At 72.9% G+C, this 16,079-nt stretch carries 14 protein-coding genes; 2 read left to right on the top strand and 12 right to left on the bottom strand.

Translation table 11 applies throughout. The annotated features are described in order from the left end of the window. From F3L20_RS08365 to F3L20_RS08320, 10 genes are all read right to left on the bottom strand, one after another. A complete protein-coding gene (locus F3L20_RS08365; protein WP_145825124.1) occupies window positions 1-1,368 on the bottom strand; it encodes an ABC transporter substrate-binding protein in 1,368 nt (455 codons plus the stop codon). Next, entirely contained in the window at window positions 1,365-2,921 is a 1,557-nt protein-coding gene (locus F3L20_RS08360) for a glycoside hydrolase family 43 protein (RefSeq protein WP_150153486.1), read from the bottom strand. Before F3L20_RS08360 ends, F3L20_RS08365 begins: the two co-directional genes overlap by 4 nt. Then, window positions 2,918-3,763 carry a PmoA family protein gene (locus F3L20_RS08355; protein WP_150153484.1) on the bottom strand — a complete coding sequence of 282 codons (846 nt, stop codon included), beginning with the start codon at window positions 3,761-3,763 and terminating at the stop codon, window positions 2,918-2,920. The genes F3L20_RS08360 and F3L20_RS08355 overlap by 4 nt, the downstream gene beginning before the upstream one ends. Then, a complete protein-coding gene (locus F3L20_RS08350; RefSeq protein WP_150153482.1) occupies window positions 3,760-4,944 on the bottom strand; it encodes a Gfo/Idh/MocA family protein in 1,185 nt (394 codons plus the stop codon). The genes F3L20_RS08355 and F3L20_RS08350 overlap by 4 nt, the downstream gene beginning before the upstream one ends. Beyond that, window positions 4,941-5,837, bottom strand: coding sequence for a carbohydrate ABC transporter permease (locus tag F3L20_RS08345; RefSeq protein ID WP_150153480.1), 897 nt, complete (start codon window positions 5,835-5,837; stop codon window positions 4,941-4,943). Before F3L20_RS08345 ends, F3L20_RS08350 begins: the two co-directional genes overlap by 4 nt. Next, entirely contained in the window at window positions 5,834-6,766 is a 933-nt protein-coding gene (locus F3L20_RS08340) for a carbohydrate ABC transporter permease (RefSeq protein ID WP_150153478.1), read from the bottom strand. Before F3L20_RS08340 ends, F3L20_RS08345 begins: the two co-directional genes overlap by 4 nt. Window positions 6,767-6,886: 120 nt before the next feature. Continuing rightward, window positions 6,887-8,617, bottom strand: coding sequence for an L-arabinonate dehydratase (gene araD / locus F3L20_RS08335; RefSeq protein WP_150153476.1), 1,731 nt, complete (start codon window positions 8,615-8,617; stop codon window positions 6,887-6,889). Beyond that, window positions 8,605-9,573: a dihydrodipicolinate synthase family protein gene (locus F3L20_RS08330; protein WP_240810863.1), complete on the bottom strand. Its 969-nt coding sequence runs from the start codon at window positions 9,571-9,573 to the stop codon at window positions 8,605-8,607. The genes araD and F3L20_RS08330 overlap by 13 nt, the downstream gene beginning before the upstream one ends. After that, window positions 9,570-10,259, bottom strand: a complete 690-nt coding sequence (locus F3L20_RS08325) for a GntR family transcriptional regulator (RefSeq protein WP_150153474.1) — start codon at window positions 10,257-10,259, stop codon at window positions 9,570-9,572. Before F3L20_RS08325 ends, F3L20_RS08330 begins: the two co-directional genes overlap by 4 nt. A 298-nt stretch (window positions 10,260-10,557) precedes the next feature. Then, the gene (locus tag F3L20_RS08320) at window positions 10,558-11,151 is read right to left on the bottom strand and encodes a TIGR03086 family metal-binding protein (protein ID WP_150153472.1); all 594 of its coding nucleotides are present in this window, start codon (window positions 11,149-11,151) and stop codon (window positions 10,558-10,560) included. 150 nt (window positions 11,152-11,301) lie between these two features. Between F3L20_RS08320 and F3L20_RS08315 the strand changes: the two genes are divergently transcribed. Next, window positions 11,302-12,534, top strand: coding sequence for an MFS transporter (locus tag F3L20_RS08315; RefSeq protein WP_150153470.1), 1,233 nt, complete (start codon window positions 11,302-11,304; stop codon window positions 12,532-12,534). Here F3L20_RS08315 and F3L20_RS08310 read toward each other — a convergent pair. Continuing rightward, window positions 12,471-13,640, bottom strand: a complete 1,170-nt coding sequence (locus F3L20_RS08310; RefSeq protein ID WP_150153468.1) for a hypothetical protein — start codon at window positions 13,638-13,640, stop codon at window positions 12,471-12,473. The genes F3L20_RS08315 and F3L20_RS08310 overlap by 64 nt on opposite strands. After that, window positions 13,637-14,596 (bottom strand): 5-dehydro-4-deoxyglucarate dehydratase, encoded by a 960-nt coding sequence (locus F3L20_RS08305; protein WP_150153466.1) that lies wholly within the window; start codon window positions 14,594-14,596, stop codon window positions 13,637-13,639. The genes F3L20_RS08310 and F3L20_RS08305 overlap by 4 nt, the downstream gene beginning before the upstream one ends. Before the next feature lie 215 nt (window positions 14,597-14,811). Between F3L20_RS08305 and F3L20_RS08300 the strand changes: the two genes are divergently transcribed. Beyond that, window positions 14,812-15,621 (top strand): NAD-dependent epimerase/dehydratase family protein, encoded by an 810-nt coding sequence (locus F3L20_RS08300; RefSeq protein WP_150153464.1) that lies wholly within the window; start codon window positions 14,812-14,814, stop codon window positions 15,619-15,621. Window positions 15,622-16,079: the final 458 nt, after the last annotated feature.

Raw genomic sequence — 16,079 nt, 5'->3', positions numbered from 1 at the left:
TCAACTCATCTGCTCGTCCCACTCGGCCTGAGCCTCGTTCAGCTGCGTGGCCAGCCCGTCCAGGAACTCCTTCGCACTCATGTCCCCGAGCAGCACCTTCTGGAAGTTCGGCTCGTTGTCCGCCTTGGAGACGGTGTTCCAGTCCGGCAGGTAGTACGGCAGCTGCACGATGGTGGTCGAACCGTCACTCAGCGCCTCGGCCGCCAGCTTGGTCGGCTCCGCCTTGCCGATCCACGCGTCCTTCGCGGCGTCCGCGTGCGCCGGCACCTGCCCCGCCGACTCGTTGAACTTCGAGTTGGACTGCGCGGAGGTGGCGAACTCGATGAACTTCCAGGCCGCGTCCTTGTTCTTCGAGCTCTTGAACAGGCCGATACCGTCGACCGGGTTGGACACCTGCACGCGCTTGCCGTCGGGACCGGCCGGCTGCGGGATGCCCCGGAACTTGCCCGCGCCCAGCGCCTTCACGTGGTCCTGGTAGGAGCCCAGATTGTGGTTCAGCATGCCGATCTCGCCGGAGTCCCACTGGGCGACCATCTTGGTGAAGTCGTTGTTGAGGTCGGCGGCGGGGGTGACCTTCTTGAACAGGCCCGCGTACTTCTCCAGCGCCTTGACGTTCCTCGGGTCGTTGACCGTGGTCTTCTTGCCGGTGGAGTCCCAGAACGAGGTGATCCCGGACTGCCCGTACATCGCGTCGAGGGCCTGGGCGATGGAGCCGGCGCCGCCGCGGATGGTGTAGCCGAAGCGGTTGCTGCCCTTGTCGGTCAGCTTCTCCGCGGCCGTGAAGAACCGGTCCCAGGTGGTCGGCTCCTCCAGGCCCGCCTGCTCGAACATGTCGGTGCGGTAGTAGAGGACGCCGTTGTTGGCGGAGGTCGGCACGGAGTACAGCCGGTCGTCCCCGCCGCCGGCCGCGCGCAGCGACTCGACCATGTCCTTGTTGAGCTTGCCGTTGAGGGAGGAGCCCTCGATCCGCTCGTCCAGCGGGTCGAGGGCGCCCTGGGCGGCGAAGCCCGCGAGCATCGACGCGCTGATGCCGCCCACGTCCGGCAGGCCGCCGCCCTGGATGGCCGTGTCGACCTTCGACTGGTACTCGGTGGAGGCGATGCCGACGTACTGGACGTCGATGTCCGGGTTCTCCTTCTCGAAGTCGGCGATGATCTCCTTCCAGATGTCGGTGCGGACACCGCCGTTGTTGTCCCAGAAGACGATCTTCCCCGTGCCGCTGCCCTCGGCGCCCTTGTCGCCGCCGGCGCCGCTGCCGTCGTCGCCGCAGGCGGTGGCGGTCAGGGCGAGGACGGCACCGAGGGCGACGGCCGCCGACGTGCGGCGGCGCCTGCGGCCCGTGCTGGTTCTGAGAATGCTGATCTTCATCGGTCGGCTCTCTTCTCCTGGATGCGGATCCTGAATTGCGTGAACGTGGCGGTACCGGCGTGTCCCTGACCGGTGGGCGCCAGGGCGACCAGGCCGAGCAGAGCGCCGACCCAGCGCCAGGGAGTCGCGGCGAAGACCTGCCCGGAGGGACGGAACCCGCCTCCCCCGGTGCCGTCCCCGGTGTCGTACGAGAAGCGGCAGCGCGCGCCGGCGTCGATGTCGACGCGCAGCCGGGCCCGGCCGTCGGGGGCGGGGCGCGGGGGCGCGGCGTCCCGTTCCTGTTCCGCGGCCGTCTCGGCGAACCGGTGCACCAGGTGCACCGTGCCGTCGGTTCCGCGCCGGAGGCCGATCCAGCTGTAGGCGTCCCCGAGGACCGCGAGCCCGGCGCGTGCCCCGGGTTCCGTGCCGTCGAGCCGCAGGTCCACCTCGACGGAGCAGGGGGTGCCGGGGAGCCGCTGGGTGAGGACGTTGGGCAGCAGGCGCAGGTCGTGGGCGTCGGCGGTGCGTACGCAGGTGAGCCGCAGGCCGTCGGCGGAGTGGTGGGTGGCCCAGCCGTCCCGGGGGTTGGCGGTCCACTGCCACTGGCGGCCGGGGCGCCCGCCGGGGAAGTCGTCGTCGGTGGCGGGCGCGGCGGGCGGCTGCGGCGGCAGGTCCGGGCGGCGGTGCTCGGCGACGGGGGCGCCGTCGTCCCCGATCACCGGCCAGCCGCCGTCCTCGTCCCACCGCATCGGCTGGAGGTGGACGACCCGGCCGTAGGGGCCGCGCTGCTGGAAGTGCAGGAACCAGTCCTCGCCGGACGGGGTGCGCACCCAGCCGCCCTGGTGGGGGCCGTTGACGTCGGTGTCCTTCTGCTCCAGGACCACCTTCTCCTCGTACGGGCCGAAGAAGGCGCGGGAGCGGAAGGCGCCCTGCCAGCCGGTCTCCACTCCCCCGGCGGGGGCGAGGATCCAGAACCAGCCGTCGTGCTTGTAGAGCTTGGGCCCTTCGAGGGTGAACCAGCCGGGGATGCGGTCGCCGTCGACGATCACCTTGCCCTCGTCGAGGAGTTCGGTGCCGTGCGGGTGCATCCGGTGGCCGGTGAGGCGGTTCTTGACCCCGGAGCGGGACTTGGCCCAGGCGTGCACGAGGTACGCCTCCCCGGTCTCGTCGTCCCACAGGGGGCAGGGGTCGATCAGGCCCTTGCCGGCCTTCACCAGGTGCGGGCGGGTCCACGGGCCGCGGATCTCGGGGGCGTTGACCTGGAAGATTCCCTGGTCGGGGTCGCCCCAGAAGATCCAGAAGCGGCCGTCGTGGTGGCGCAGGGACGGTGCCCAGACGCCGCGGTCGTGCCGGGGCACCGCGAACTGGGCCTCGGGTTCCAGGCGTTGCAGGGCGTGGCCGACGAGGGTCCAGTTGACCAGGTCGCGGGAGTGCAGCAGGGGCAGTCCGGGGGCGCGGCCGAAGCTGGAGGCGGTGAGGTGGAAGTCGTCGCCGACGCGGATCACGTCGGGGTCGGACCAGTCGGCGTCCAGGACCGGGTTGCGGTAGACGGGCTCGGCCGGGTCGGCGCTCACGGGCTCACCGCCTTCGCGACCAGGGCGGCCGCCTCCTCACGGCCGAGCCGCCCGTCGGCGACGACGGTGACGACCCGGCGCTCCACCGTCTCCCCCGGCGGGAGCGGCAGCCGTACCTCGTACGCGAGGGAGGAACCGACCCCCGGGTACTCGTCGGTGCGTACGAACCAGGGGTCGCGGCGGGTCGCCTCGGTGGCCCCGGCGAAGACCAGGGTCCAGGTGGAGCCGGTCAGGGCGACCCAGTCGGCGGTCCGCCCGTGCACCGCGTCCGTCCCCTCGGAGCCGGGGGTGAAGACGTCCGGCGCGGTGTCCTCCTTGCGGGCCCGCCAGAAGAAGCCCCCGTAGGCGGCGCCGGGGCGGCCGTTGGTGGCGGGGCTGCCGACGGACAGCGGGCGTCCGGTGACGTTGGTCAGGGCGAAGGCGAGGTCCAGGGCCCACGCCCCGGCGGTGAGCGCGGTGGCGGTGACGGTGCGGTGTTCGCGCAGCAGTTCACCGGGGGCGGCCACCCAGCGCAGCTCCTCGGTGAAGCCGTCGGCCTCGCGCCGCTGGTAGGCGCTGTGCCGCTGGGTGCCGTGGTTGTCCAGCTCGTTGGACCCGCGGTCGCGGACGTAGGTGCGTCCGCCCCAGAAGTTGGACCCCTCGACGTCGGGAACGGCGACACCGACGCCGAGGTGGTGTGCGTGGTCGGCGGGGCTCAGCTCGGTGACCGCCGTGCCGGCCAGGGTGGTGACGGGGTGCAGATAGGGCCGCGGGGAGAGCCGGGCCGGCAGTTCCGGCCGGGTGACGTACCGGCCGACGGGCCGGCCGGCGACGCGCAGCACCACGGAGTCGTTGCCGGTCATCGGGCGCTCACCTCTTTCGGCAGGTGGTGGTAAGCGGGCCGGGCCCAGGGGGCGCCCAGCTCGGAGTAGAGGGACAGCCGGTCCGCCGCGGCGGCGACCAGGGCGTCGACGCCGGGGACGACCCGGCGGTCCTCGCCGGGGACGCGGTGCCAGACCCCGGCGGGCAGCGGGGCCGGGTCGGGGGCGCTGCGGATCGCCTCCACGACCTGCATGAAGGCGCCCGTGTCGTCGGGGGTGACCAGCAGCGGGATGCCGTCCCGGAGGTGGGCGGCGAGGTTCTCCAGCAGGTCGGTGCGGCCGAACCGCAGTTCCTCGGGGCCGTGGTCCGCGCGCTGGAGCAGCACGCGGTCCTGCTTGTACCAGAAGGTGATCCGGCCGCTGGTGCCGTGCACCACCACGTACGGCTCGTCGGCCCGCTCCGCGCACAGGGTGGCGGCGACGGTGACCGAGCCGCCCTGGACGGTGGTGACGCGGACGCAGGAGGTGTCGTCGGACTCGATGTCGTTGGCGCGCAGCAGCTCGGTCTCGATGCCGGCGACGTCCTCGGCGCGGGTGCTCCCGGCGAGCGCGAGGGCGGTGGCGACGGCGTGGGCGAGGGGGTTGGTGAGCGCCCCGTCGACCACGTCGACACCGTCGAGGCGCCGCCGGCCCGCCCAGGGCGCCCGCCGGAAGTACGCCTCGGGGCGCACCCAGGCGCCGGCCCCGCCGACCCCGGTCACCCGGCCGACGGCGCCCTCGGCGACCAGGTCGCGGATCGCGGGCAGGGCGTGCGAGCCGAGCGACTGGAAGCCGATCTGGCAGGCGACGCCGGCCGCGGCGACCCCGTCGGCCATCCTGCGGAACTCGGCGTACGACGGTGCCGGGGGCTTCTCCAGCAGCAGGTGCACGCCCCGGGAGGCGGCGGTGAGGGCGAGGCCGGTGTGGGTGGGGATGGGGGTGCAGATCACCGCGGCGTGGGCGCCGGTGGAGTCGAGGAGCGCCCCGAAGTCGGCCGACTGCTCGGGGAGTTCGCCGCCGAACTCGTCCTCGGTGAGCGGGGTGGGTTCACAGATGCCCACGAGACGTACCAGGCCCTTCGCCTGGAGTCGGCGGATGTTCTCGACGTGCCAGCGGCCGTGGCCACGGGCGCCGGCGAGCACGACGGGCAGCGGGGTACCGGGCGCCGTCCGGGGGGCGCTCATCCCTTCACCGCCCCCGCGCTGAACCCGGTGATCAGCCACTTCTGGATGAAGGCGAACACGACCACGACGGGGACGGCCGCGATGATGCCGCCCGCGGCGAGCGCGCCGAGGTCGACGCTGTCCGCGCTCATCAGGGTGTTGAGGCCGACCGGGATGGTCTGCTTCTCCTGGTTGTTGAGGAACATCAGGGCGAACAGGAAGTGGTTCCAGGAGTGCACGAAGGCGAAGGAGCCGACGGCGATCAGGCCGGGCCGCAGCAGCGGCAGCACCACCACCCGGAAGGCCCGGAACCGGCCGCAGCCGTCGACCCAGGCGGCCTCCTCCAGGGAGTACGGCACGTTCTTGATGAAGTTGCTGATGAGGATCATCGACAGCGGCAGCTGGAACACCGTCTCGGCGATGATGACGCTGCCGAGCGAGTTGATCATCTGCAGCTCGGCGAAGATCTCGAACAGCGGGACCAGGAGCAGGGCGCCGGGCACGAACTGGGAGCAGAGCAGCGCCAGCATGAACGCCCGCTTGACCTTGAAGTCGAACCGGGCGAGGGCGTACCCGCCGGCCAGGGCGACCAGGGTGGTCATGAGCAGGGTGGCGACGCCGACCAGCACGCTGTTCTGGAAGAAGGTGCCGAAGCCGCGGTCCGTCCAGACCTTCTCGAAGTGGGCGGTGGTCATCGGCCAGGGCACCAGCGAGGTCGAGCCGGCCGGGCGGAGCGCGAACAGCAGGATCCAGTAGAAGGGGATCAGGGTGAAGACGAGGTAGATGCCGAGCGGCAGGTAGATCTGCCAGCGGGGTGCCTCGTCCCAGGCCCGGCGCCTCTTCGCGGGCCGGGGCGGTTCGGGGACGGCCGGGGCGGGGGCGGGGGCGGCCGTGGTGGCCTCCTTGGTGATCACTTCTCGCCTCCGAACTTGCTCAGCCGCAGGTAGACCGTCGAGCAGAAGAGCAGGATCACGAACGCCACCGTGGTCAGCGCCGACGCGTAGCCGAAGTCATGGGCGTCGACGGAGGTGTTGGCGATGTACAGCGGCAGCGTCGTGGTCACGCCCGCGGGTCCGCCGCCGGTCAGCGTGTAGAGCAGGTCGACGTTGTTGAACTCCCACACCGCGCGCAGCAGCGTGGAGAGGATGATGGCGTCCTTCAGGTGCGGCAGCGTGATGTGCCAGAACTGTTTGATGCGGCCGGCGCCGTCCACCTCGGCGGCCTCGTACAGGTCCTTGGAGACGGACTGGAGGTCGGCGAGGATGAGGATCGCGAAGAAGGGGACCCCGCGCCACAGGTCGGCGACGACCGCCGCCGGGAACACGGTGGAGGTGTCCGACAGCCAGCTGACGCCGTACTCGCCGACGCCCATGTCCGCGAGGTAACGGGTGATGCCGGTCTGGGAGTTGTAGAGCAGCACCCAGATCGCGGAGGTCAGCACGCCGGAGACGGCCCACGGGGAGAAGACCAGCGCGCGGCCCAGGGCCCGGCCGACGAAGGTCTGGTTGACGATGAGGGCGAGGGCGAGTCCGAACAGCAGCTGCAGGCCGACCTCGACGAAGACCCACTTGGCGCTGAACACCAGGGTGTCCCGGAAGAGGGGGTCCTCGGTGAAGATGTGGGTGAAGTTGTCGAGGCCCGCGAAGCCGTTCCGCCAGGGCTTGGTGGGGTTGTACTCCTGCAGGCTGTACCAGAAGACGCTGAGCACCGGGTACGCGATGAACCCGAGCATCAGCAGGGCGGCCGGCGCGATCAGCAGGTAGGGGAGTCTGCGGGGTGTGGCGGAGGCACGGCGCCGCCTCGGTGGCGCGGGCGGTTTCGCCACGGCTGCGGCTTGGGCCATGACTGTTCTCCGTTTCTCGGTACGTCGTGCTGTGCGGTGCCTGGCTGGGTGGCTGTCGTGCGCGGCAGGAAGCGCTTTCTGCGTGGGTGTGCGGGGGCCCTGTCCGCCCGTTGGGGCGGGTCAGCCCGCGTACGGGTCCTGGACGGTGCCCGGGCGGGCGAGGAACTCGAAGTCGCAGCCGGTGTCGGCCTGGGTGATCTGGTCGTTGTAGAGCGCGCCGTAGCCCCGCTCGTAGCGCGCGGGCTGCGGTGTCCACTCCGCGCGGCGCCGGCGCAGTTCCTCGTCGTCCACGTCGAGGGTGAGGGTGCGGTTCTCGACGTCGAGGGTGATCGGGTCGCCGGTGCGCACCAGCGCGAGCGGTCCGCCGACGTACGACTCGGGGGCGACGTGCAGCACGCAGGCGCCGTAACTCGTGCCGCTCATGCGGGCGTCGGAGATGCGGACCATGTCCCGCACGCCCTGCTTCAGCAGGTGGTCGGGGAGCGGCAGCATCCCGTACTCGGGCATCCCCGGGCCGCCCTTGGGTCCGGCGTTGCGCAGCACCAGCACGCTGTCCGCGGTGATGTCCAGCGCCGGGTCGTTGATGGTCCGCTGCATCTCCTTGTAGTCGTCGAAGACGACGGCGGGACCGGTGTGCCTGAGCAGGTGCGGCTCGGCGGCGATGTGCTTGATGACGGCGCCGTCCGGGCAGAGGTTGCCGCGCAGCACGGCGACCCCGCCCTCGGTGGCGACCGGGTTGTCACGGGTGCGGATCACGTCGTCGTCGTGCACCTGTGCGCCGGCGAGCTGCTCGCGCAGGGTGTCGTGGCAGACGGTGGGCCGGTCCAGGTGCAGCAGGTCCGGGATCCGGGAGAGGAACCCGGGCAGCCCGCCCGCGAAGTGGAAGTCCTCCATCAGGTACGTCCGGCCGCCGGGGCGCACGTTGGCCAGCACCGGGACGGTGCGGGCGACGCGGTCGAAGTCGTCGAGGGTGAGCTTGACGCCCGCGCGGCCGGCCATGGCGATCAGATGGATGACGGCGTTGGTGGAGCCGCCGAGCCCGAGGACGGTCGTCACGGCGTCCTCGAAGGCGTCCGCGGTGAGGATGTCGCCGATCCCGCGGTCCTTGTGGATCAGGTCGACGATCGTCATGCCCGCCTTCGCGGCCATGCGGTCGTGCCCGGAGTCGACGGCCGGGATGCTGGAGGCGCCCGGGACGGTGACGCCGAGGGCCTCGGCGGCGGCGGTCAGCGTGGACGCGGTGCCCATGGTCATGCAGTGGCCGGGTGAGCGGGCCAGGCCGCTCTCCAGTTCCTGCATCTCGCAGTCGCCGATGACACCGGCCCGCTTGTCGTCCCAGTACTTCCACATGTCGGTGCCGGAGCCGAGGGTCTCGCCGCGCCAGTGCCCGGGCAGCATGGGCCCGGCGGGGACGAACACGGCGGGCAGTCCGGCGCTGGCGGCACCCATCAGCAGGGCGGGCGTCGACTTGTCGCAGCCGCCCATCAGCACGGCCCCGTCGACCGGGTACGAGCGCAGCAGCTCCTCCGTCTCCATGGCCAGGAGGTTGCGGTAGAGCATGGGGGTCGGCTTCTGGAAGGTCTCGCTGAGCGTGGAGACCGGGAACTCCAGCGGGAAGCCGCCCGCCTGCCACACGCCCCTTTTCACGGCCTGCGCGCGGTCGCGCAGGTGGACGTGGCAGGGGTTGATGTCGGACCAGGTGTTGAGGATCGCCACGACCGGCTTGCCCAGGTGTTCCTCGGGCAGGTAGCCGAGCTGGCGGGTACGGGCGCGGTGGCTGAAGGACCGCAGGCCGTCGGTGCCGTACCACTGGTGGCTGCGGAGCTGCTCGGGGGACCTCATATCGACCATCCGGCGGCGATGGCGGCGACCTCGGCGCGCTCACTCTCGGGCAGCGGCCTGCTGGGCGGGCGGACCTCGCGGCGGCACAGGCCGAGGGAGGCGAGGGCCTCCTTGACGACGGTGACGTTGTTGGCGGAGCCGTTGGCGGCGCGCAGTTCCTCGAAGCGGCGGATCTGCTCCCACACCTTCATGGCGGTCGGGTAGTCGCCGGAGCGCAGCGCCTCCAGCATGGTCAGCGACACGGACGGGGCGACGTTGACCAGGCCCGAGGTGAAACCGGTCGCGCCGGCCGAGAAGTAGGAGGGGGCGTACGGCTCGGCGAGCCCCGCCACCCACACGAAGCGTTCCAGTCCCGCGTCCCGGGCGAACGCGGCGAACCGGGCCGCGTCCGGCACCGCGTACTTCACGCCGATCACGTTCGGGCAGGCGTCGGCGAGTTCGGCGAGCCGGGCGCCGGTGAGCTGCGCGTTGCGGAGGTAGGGAACGACGCCCAGCTCGGGCACGGCCTCGGCGATGGCCCGGTGGTAGTCGACCCAGCCGCTCTGCGAGACGTAGGGGTGGACGGGCTGGTGCACCATCACCATCTGCGCGCCGAGGTCTCGGGCGTGCCGCGCGGAGGCGACGGCGGTGGGCACGTCGTGGCCCACGCCGACCAGGATCGCGGCCCGGTCGCCGGCCACCTCGACGGTCAGCTCGGTGACCAGCCGCCGCTCGCCCGGGGTGAGGGCGTAGAACTCCCCGGTGTTGCCGTTGGGGGTGAGGGTGGTGATGCCTCCGTCGAGGAGGCGGCGCAGCAGGATCCGGTAGGTGTCCGGGGCGACGGAGCCGTCCTCGGCGAAGGGGGTGACCGGGATCGCCACCACGCCGGCCAGGGCAGCCCGCTGGGCGTCGAACGTCCGGGGCCCGGCCGTCCGGGGCCCGGCCGCCCGGGGTTCGCTCGACTGGGTGGGAGACGTCGTCGTCATGCCTGACCGTCCTTCCGGGAATCCTCGCCCGACGTGAACTCCGCGTCGAACCCCGCCTCGGGGAAGGCCCGTCGGACGAAGGACGCGATGTGCGCGTGCAGGGCCCGCGCGGCGCCGTCGGCGTCCCCGGCGAGGGCCAGGTCGAGGATCACGCGGTGCTCGTCGGCCTCCCGCTCCCAGGAGGGGTCGGCGGCCCAGGCGACCGCGGAGACCAGGGCGGCCTGGTCGCGGACCTCGTCGAGCATCCGGCCGAGCAACGGGTTGCCGCAGGGTACGTACAGGGCGCGGTGGAACTCCCGGTTGGCGAGAGAGCGTTCGGCGGTGTCGGTGGCCTGGGCGGCCCGGGTGAGCGCCTCGCGGGCGTCGTCCAGGGAAGCGCCGCGGCGCACGGCGCGCTTGAGCGCCTCGGGTTCGAGCAGCAGCCGCACGTCGTAGACCTCGCGCGCCATGTCCGCGTCGACCATGCGCACCGTGACGCCCTTGTACTGGCTCATCACCACCAGGCCGGTGCCGGCCAGGGTCTTGAGCGCCTCGCGCACCGGGGTCTTGGACACCCCGAACTGTGCGGCGAGGTCGGTCTCGACCAGGGCCTGGCCGGGGGTGAACCGGCCGGTGAGGATGCGGCGTTTGATCTCCTCCAGCACGTACTGCGTGCGGGAGGGGATCGGCGTGGGCACAGAGGTCATGCGCGCCTCTCGGATCTCGCGTCGGATCGCGTATCGGATCTCGCGTATCGCGTCTCATATATGACGTACGAAGTACGACGCGGATGACCGTAGGAGTGGCCCGGGGTTTCGTCAATGCTTCTGACAGAGGAAGGTGAGGTTGCTTCTCACCACGAAGCCCGTCACGGCGCCGGTGTCGCGTGGCGAAACGCGCGAAGCCCCGCGTCGCCGCCCTCACCGGGCGCGCGGGGCTCTCACGACGGGCCGGATCACGACGGGCCCGGACCACGCTCCCCTCCGCGCGGCCCAGGCCGCCTTCTCACGCCGGCCCGCTCCAGCCCGGGTCGCGGCCGCTGAGGCCGAGCGTCCGGTCCAGCAGCGGGGCGTCGGCCGGGACGGCGACGACGGGTCCGAAGATGCCCCCGCCCCGGTCGCCCTCCTCGGCGGCGGCCAGCAGGAAGGCGTACGCGCTCTCCAGCGCGGCGGGGTCGGGCGTGTACGGCTGCCCGGTCGCGCGGGCCAGGTCCCAGCCGTGGACGACCAGTTCGTCGAGGGCGACGGCGGCGGTGACCTCGCCCGGCATCTCGACGCCCCCGGCGCGCGTCATGCCGGTCCAGGCCGCCGGATCCCGCCAGGCCTCGGCGAGTTCGTCGAGCGCCTTGGGCAGTTCGGCGCGCCAGGCGGGTCCGACGTCCGGCAGGGCGCCCTGCGGATCGGTGTCCGTGGTGGCCCCCAGATCTTTGCGGCCCGCGTCCCGGAAGGCGACGGCCAGTCCGTGGAGGTGGCCCAGAACATGGCGTACGGCATATCGCGGGCACGGCGTCCCGTTCGCCAGTTGCGCGTCGGTCACGCCTTCGGCGAGGCGGGCGACGATCCTGGTCTGCGGTCCGAAGTCGAGCGGAGTGTCGGTCATGGCTGCTCCCGGGAGGCGGTGGCGTACGAAGGGGTGACCGGCCGTGGCCGCGAAACTCATCGGCGGGCGGGTCCGGCGCCCGCCCCCGTTCGCTCCCTAGGGCATTCGCCCGATGCCGTCACCGCCGCCTTAGGACCACGATGACCAGGCATGACGACGAGATGGACGGCGGTCCGCGTGCTGCGTGACCGCACGGCGGGCCGCTGTCTGACGGCGGTGGTGGTCTCCGGGTTCGGCACCTCCGCGCTGTGGCTGGCGTCGGGGGTGTGGGTCAAGGACCTCACCGGCTCGGACGGACTGGCGGCGCTGTGCCCGCTGGCGATGTGGGCGCCCACACTGGCGGGCCCGCTCCTTGGCACGCTCGCCGACCGCCACCGCCGCCGGCCGCTGCTGATCGCGCTGAGCCTGTTCATGGCGCCGCTGCTGCTCACGCTGTGCGCGGTGGACGCGCCGGGAGAGCTGTGGCTGCTCTACGCGGTGCTGTTCGTGTACGGCGCGGCCGGCACGGTGCACGACGCGGCGGAGTCGGCGCTGGTCGCGGGCGCCGTGGACCGTTCCCTGCTGGGGGACTTCAACGGGCTGCGGATGACGGCAAACGAGGGCATGAAGCTGCTCGCCCCGCTGGCGGGCGCGGGTCTCTACACGGCGTACGGCGGGTCCGGCGTCGCCGTCCTGGACGCGGCGGGCTTCCTGACTGCGGCGCTGGTCTACATGTCGCTGCGGGTGCGGGAGGAGCGGCCGGCCCGGGCGCGGGAGGGCGGCCGGAGCGCGACCGCCGAGGGCGTCCGGCACCTGTGGGGGGACCCGGTGCTGCGTCCGCTGGTCCTGGCGGGCGGGGTCACCATGCTGTGCGCGGGCGTGAGCGGGGCGCTGACGTACGCGGTGGTCGAGGACCTCGGCCACTCCCCCGCGTACGCCGGTGTGCTGTACGCCGTGCAGGGCGCGGGCTCGGTGACGGTGGGGCTGCTCCCCGGCACGGGCCTGCGGCGGCTGGGCGCACGGCGGTTCGCCGCGTACGGCATCGGCCTTCTGGCCGTCGCGGTGGCGCTGCGCGCGGTGCCGTACGACCCGGTGGCGTGGGCGTGCGCCGCGGCGATCGGCGCGGGGCTGCCCGCCGCGCTGATCGCCGTGCTCACGGGTGTGCAGCAGCGCACGCCCGGCCCGCTGCTGGGCCGGGTCACCGCCACCGCCAACGCCCTGGTGTTCACCCCGAACGTGGTCGGTCTCGCGGCGGGTGCGGCACTGGTCGGACTCATCGGCCACCGGCCGCTGCTGGTCGCCCTCGGAGTGGCCCTGGCTGTCACGGCGGCGGTACTCGGTCAGAGGCCGGCCAGCGCCGACCGTACGGCGGCGAGGTCCGCGTCCGACGCCAGCCCCGCGTGATAGAGCCGCAGTTCGCCGGCGCCCAGGCGGCGGGCCTCCGCCGCGTCGGCGGCGAGGGTGCCCGGGCTGCCGCCCATGCCGGAGACGACGGTGAAGTTGGCGGCGAGGACGGCGCCAGGGCGGCCCGCGCGGGCGAACGGGGTGACAAGTCCCGGGTCCCCGGTGCAGGGGACGACCACGCCGTCGGCGACGGACAGGATGTGCGCGGGGTCGACACCGGCGTTGGCGCCGCAGTGGTAGGACTCCGGGTCCGCGTGCAGCAGCACCTGGAAACCGTCGGGCGCGGCCCGGCGCACGGCCCTGACGGCCGCCTCCTGGAGGGTGCGGGCCGTGCGGTCGCGCCACGCGCGCGTGGCGTTCGCCCGGGTGTCGCCGAGCAGCTTCTCCACACCCCTCCAGCCGCCTCCGGAGGGTGCCTCCCCGCGCCACACCGGGTCGAGGGCGTCCCGTACGGCGGCGGCGAGCTTGTCCGCGTCCAGGCCCTCCTGCCCGTAGCCGTCCCGGCAGGAGGGACAGAAGCACAGGGACATCAGGTACTGCCCGGCGTCCCCGAGCGGCACCCCGCCGGTCTTGTCGTGGGCGTGCAGATGGGCCAGCCCGTACCAGCCGAGCGACTCCAGTTCGGTGCCGCGCGCCCCGGGCCGCACGGCCGCCTCGGCGGCGAGGTCGGTGAGGTACGCGCGGGTGTCCGGCCGCGCGACGCAGGGCGCCCAGGGGTAGCGGTCGCCGTAGGCGTTGACCACGGAGGTGTCCGGATGCTCGGCGCCGAGGCGGGAGTTGTGGGCGAGCACCACCCAGGTGTGCACCTCAAGGCCCGCGTCCGTCAGCGCGGCGGCAGCCTCGCCGAAGGCGTCGCCGGGTGCCCAGTCGCCCGCCGGGTGGGGACGCAGGGCGCGGCCGGACCAGCGGGACTCCTCGGGCGGGTACAGCACGGCCGCGTACTCGGCGGTGACCACGCGGTGGCGCGGGTGGCGGGGGGTCAGCGCGCGGGTGGAGTGGTAGGCCGAGGCCAGGGTCACCTGGGCGGTGCCGAGCCCGGCGATCCGGCCGGGGGCCGCGGGGTCCCCGTTGACGTCCCAGGGATAGACGAACGCCGATGCCTTCACATGCCCTCCTCGAGCAGTGCCTGTCCCCGCTCGATCAGCTGAGCGAGCTGCTTGAGATGATCCCCGGCCGGCTCGTGCAGCGGAGGGCGCACCTCGCCCACGTCCAGTCCGCGCAGCCGCACCCCGGCCTTGACCAGCGAGACGGCGTATCCCTGCCCCTGGTCGCGCAGTTCGACGAACGGCCGGTAGAAGCCGTCGATCAGGCGTCGCACGGTGGTCTCGTCGCCGGTGCGCAGGGCGGTGTGGCAGGCGAGCGCGAGCTCCGGCACGAAGCAGAACACCGCGGACGAGTAGAGGGTGATGCCGAGACCGCGGTAGGCGGGCTGGGTCAGTTCGGCGGTGGGCAGCCCGTTGAAGTACAGGAAGTCCTCGACGCCGGCCGCGCGGACGGCGCTGACGGTGCGCTGCATCAGGTCGAGGTCGCCGTAGCCGTCCTTGAGGCCCACGATGCCGTCGGTGCGGGCCAGTTCGACGACGGTGGCGGGGGTGAAGACGGCGTTGTCCCGCTGGTAGACGATCACGGGCAGGGCGGTAGCGGCGGCCAGTTCCCGGTAGTGCCGCAGCAGGCCCTCCTGCCCGGCCTTGACCAGGTACGGCGGCATGGCGAGCAGCCCGTCGGCGCCCGCGCGCCCGGCCAGCCGGGCGTAGTGCGCGGCGAGGGCGGTGCCGTAGCCGGCGCCAGCGACGACCGGGACGCGCCCCTCGGTGGCCTCCACGGCGACCCGGACGCAGGTCTCGAACTCCTCGGGCGTCAGCGCGTGGAACTCGCCGGTGCCGCAGGCGGCGAACACGGCGGCGGCCCCGGCCTCCACTCCGCGCCGCACATGGAGCCGGTAGGTGGCGAGGTCGACGGCGCCGTCGGGTCCGTAGGCGGTGACCGGGAAGAACAGCGGCCCGCTGGGGATACTGAGTCGCGCGGCGAGAGGGGCTGACGTCACAAGCTCTCCCTGGTCCATATTCGTGATTGGTGTCTATATTTCTGAACGACACCACGCTAAGACGCGTCAGGGACGCCGGTCAAGCGGCTCGCTGCGGGCGGCTGAGGTGTGAGGGGCGTTGAGGACCTACTTGACGCGTCGCGTCCGGCCTCCTTAGCGTGTCCACGCACGTGAACGACGCGTGTTCACCTGTATGTTCGCCCGTTCGGCCGGCGCCGCAAGGAGACCCGCAGATGCCCGCTCCCCGCACCGTCCTGCTCACCGGCGCCGCCGGCGGCCTCGGCACGCTGATGCGGGGGCTGCTCCCCGGCTACGGCTACGAGCTGCGGCTGTTCGACCTGCTCCCGGTCGAGGGCGAGCCCGACGCGGTCGTCGCGGACCTCGCCGACCGGGATGCCGTGCGCGAGGCGGTCCGCGGTGTCGACGCGATCGTGCACCTCGCGGGGATCTCGCTGGAGGCGTCCTTCGACAAGATCCTCAAGGCCAACATCGAGGGCACCTACAACCTGTACGAGGCCGCCCGGGAGGAGGGCGTCCGCCGGATCGTCTTCGCCTCCTCCAACCACGCCGTCGGCTACACCCCCCGGCCGCAGGGCGACGACCCCCTGATCCCGGTCGACACGCCGCGCCGGCCGGACACCTTCTACGGACTCTCCAAGTGCTTCGGCGAGGACCTGGCCCAGCTGTACTGGGACAAGCACGGGGTGGAGACGGTCTCCGTGCGGATCGGGTCCTGCTTCCCGGAGCCGACGAGCGTGCGGATGCTGTCGGTGTGGATGAGTCCGGCGGACGGGGCCCGGCTGTTCCACGCGGCGCTGACGGCGGAGGGTGTGGGGCACACCGTGGTGCACGGGTCGTCCGCGAACACGCGGTTGTGGTGGGACCTCGGGTCGGCGCGGGCGCTGGGGTACGAGCCGCGGGACGACTCCGAGCCGTACGCGGAGAAGCTGATCGCCGAGCAGGGGGAGCTCGATCCGGCGAACCCGGCGCACGCGCGCCTGGGCGGCCACTTCGTGACGGACCCTCCCATCTGGCCCCACTGACGGCCAAGGGGCTGCCGGGCACGGTCCTACGCCGGGTGCGGGCCGTCCGTGGCCGGTCGCGCAGTTCCCCGCGCCCCTGAAGGCGCGCTACCACCCAGCGCGCCTCCGGGCGCACGAGGCCGGGGCGCCAACCCCGCCCCTGCGGGCAGTCGTGCCGCAGGGCGGCACGGGTGGGCGCAGACGGCACCTGTCGGCTCCCCTGACAACAGCACCGCGCGGGGGCGCAGTCCCACGCCGGGTGCGGGCCGTCCGTGGCCGGTCGCGCAGTTCCCCCCGCCCCTGAAGGCGCGCTACCGCCCAGCGCGCCTCCGGGCGCACGAGGCCGGGGCGCCAACACCCCGCCCCCTGCGGGCACGGGTGGGCGCAGACGACACCTTGTCGGCGGGCCCGAGAACAGCACCGTGCGGCGGCGGAAAACGTGCCCCCCGTGAGGGCGTGCGGGCGGGAAACGGGCGTGC

Origin of the sequence: Streptomyces tendae (genome assembly GCF_008632955.1) — a bacterium.
Classification (GTDB): Bacteria; Actinomycetota; Actinomycetes; order Streptomycetales; family Streptomycetaceae; genus Streptomyces.
The sequence above is the reverse complement of the archived record's forward strand: the minus strand, read 5'-3'. Positions and strand labels throughout refer to the sequence as shown.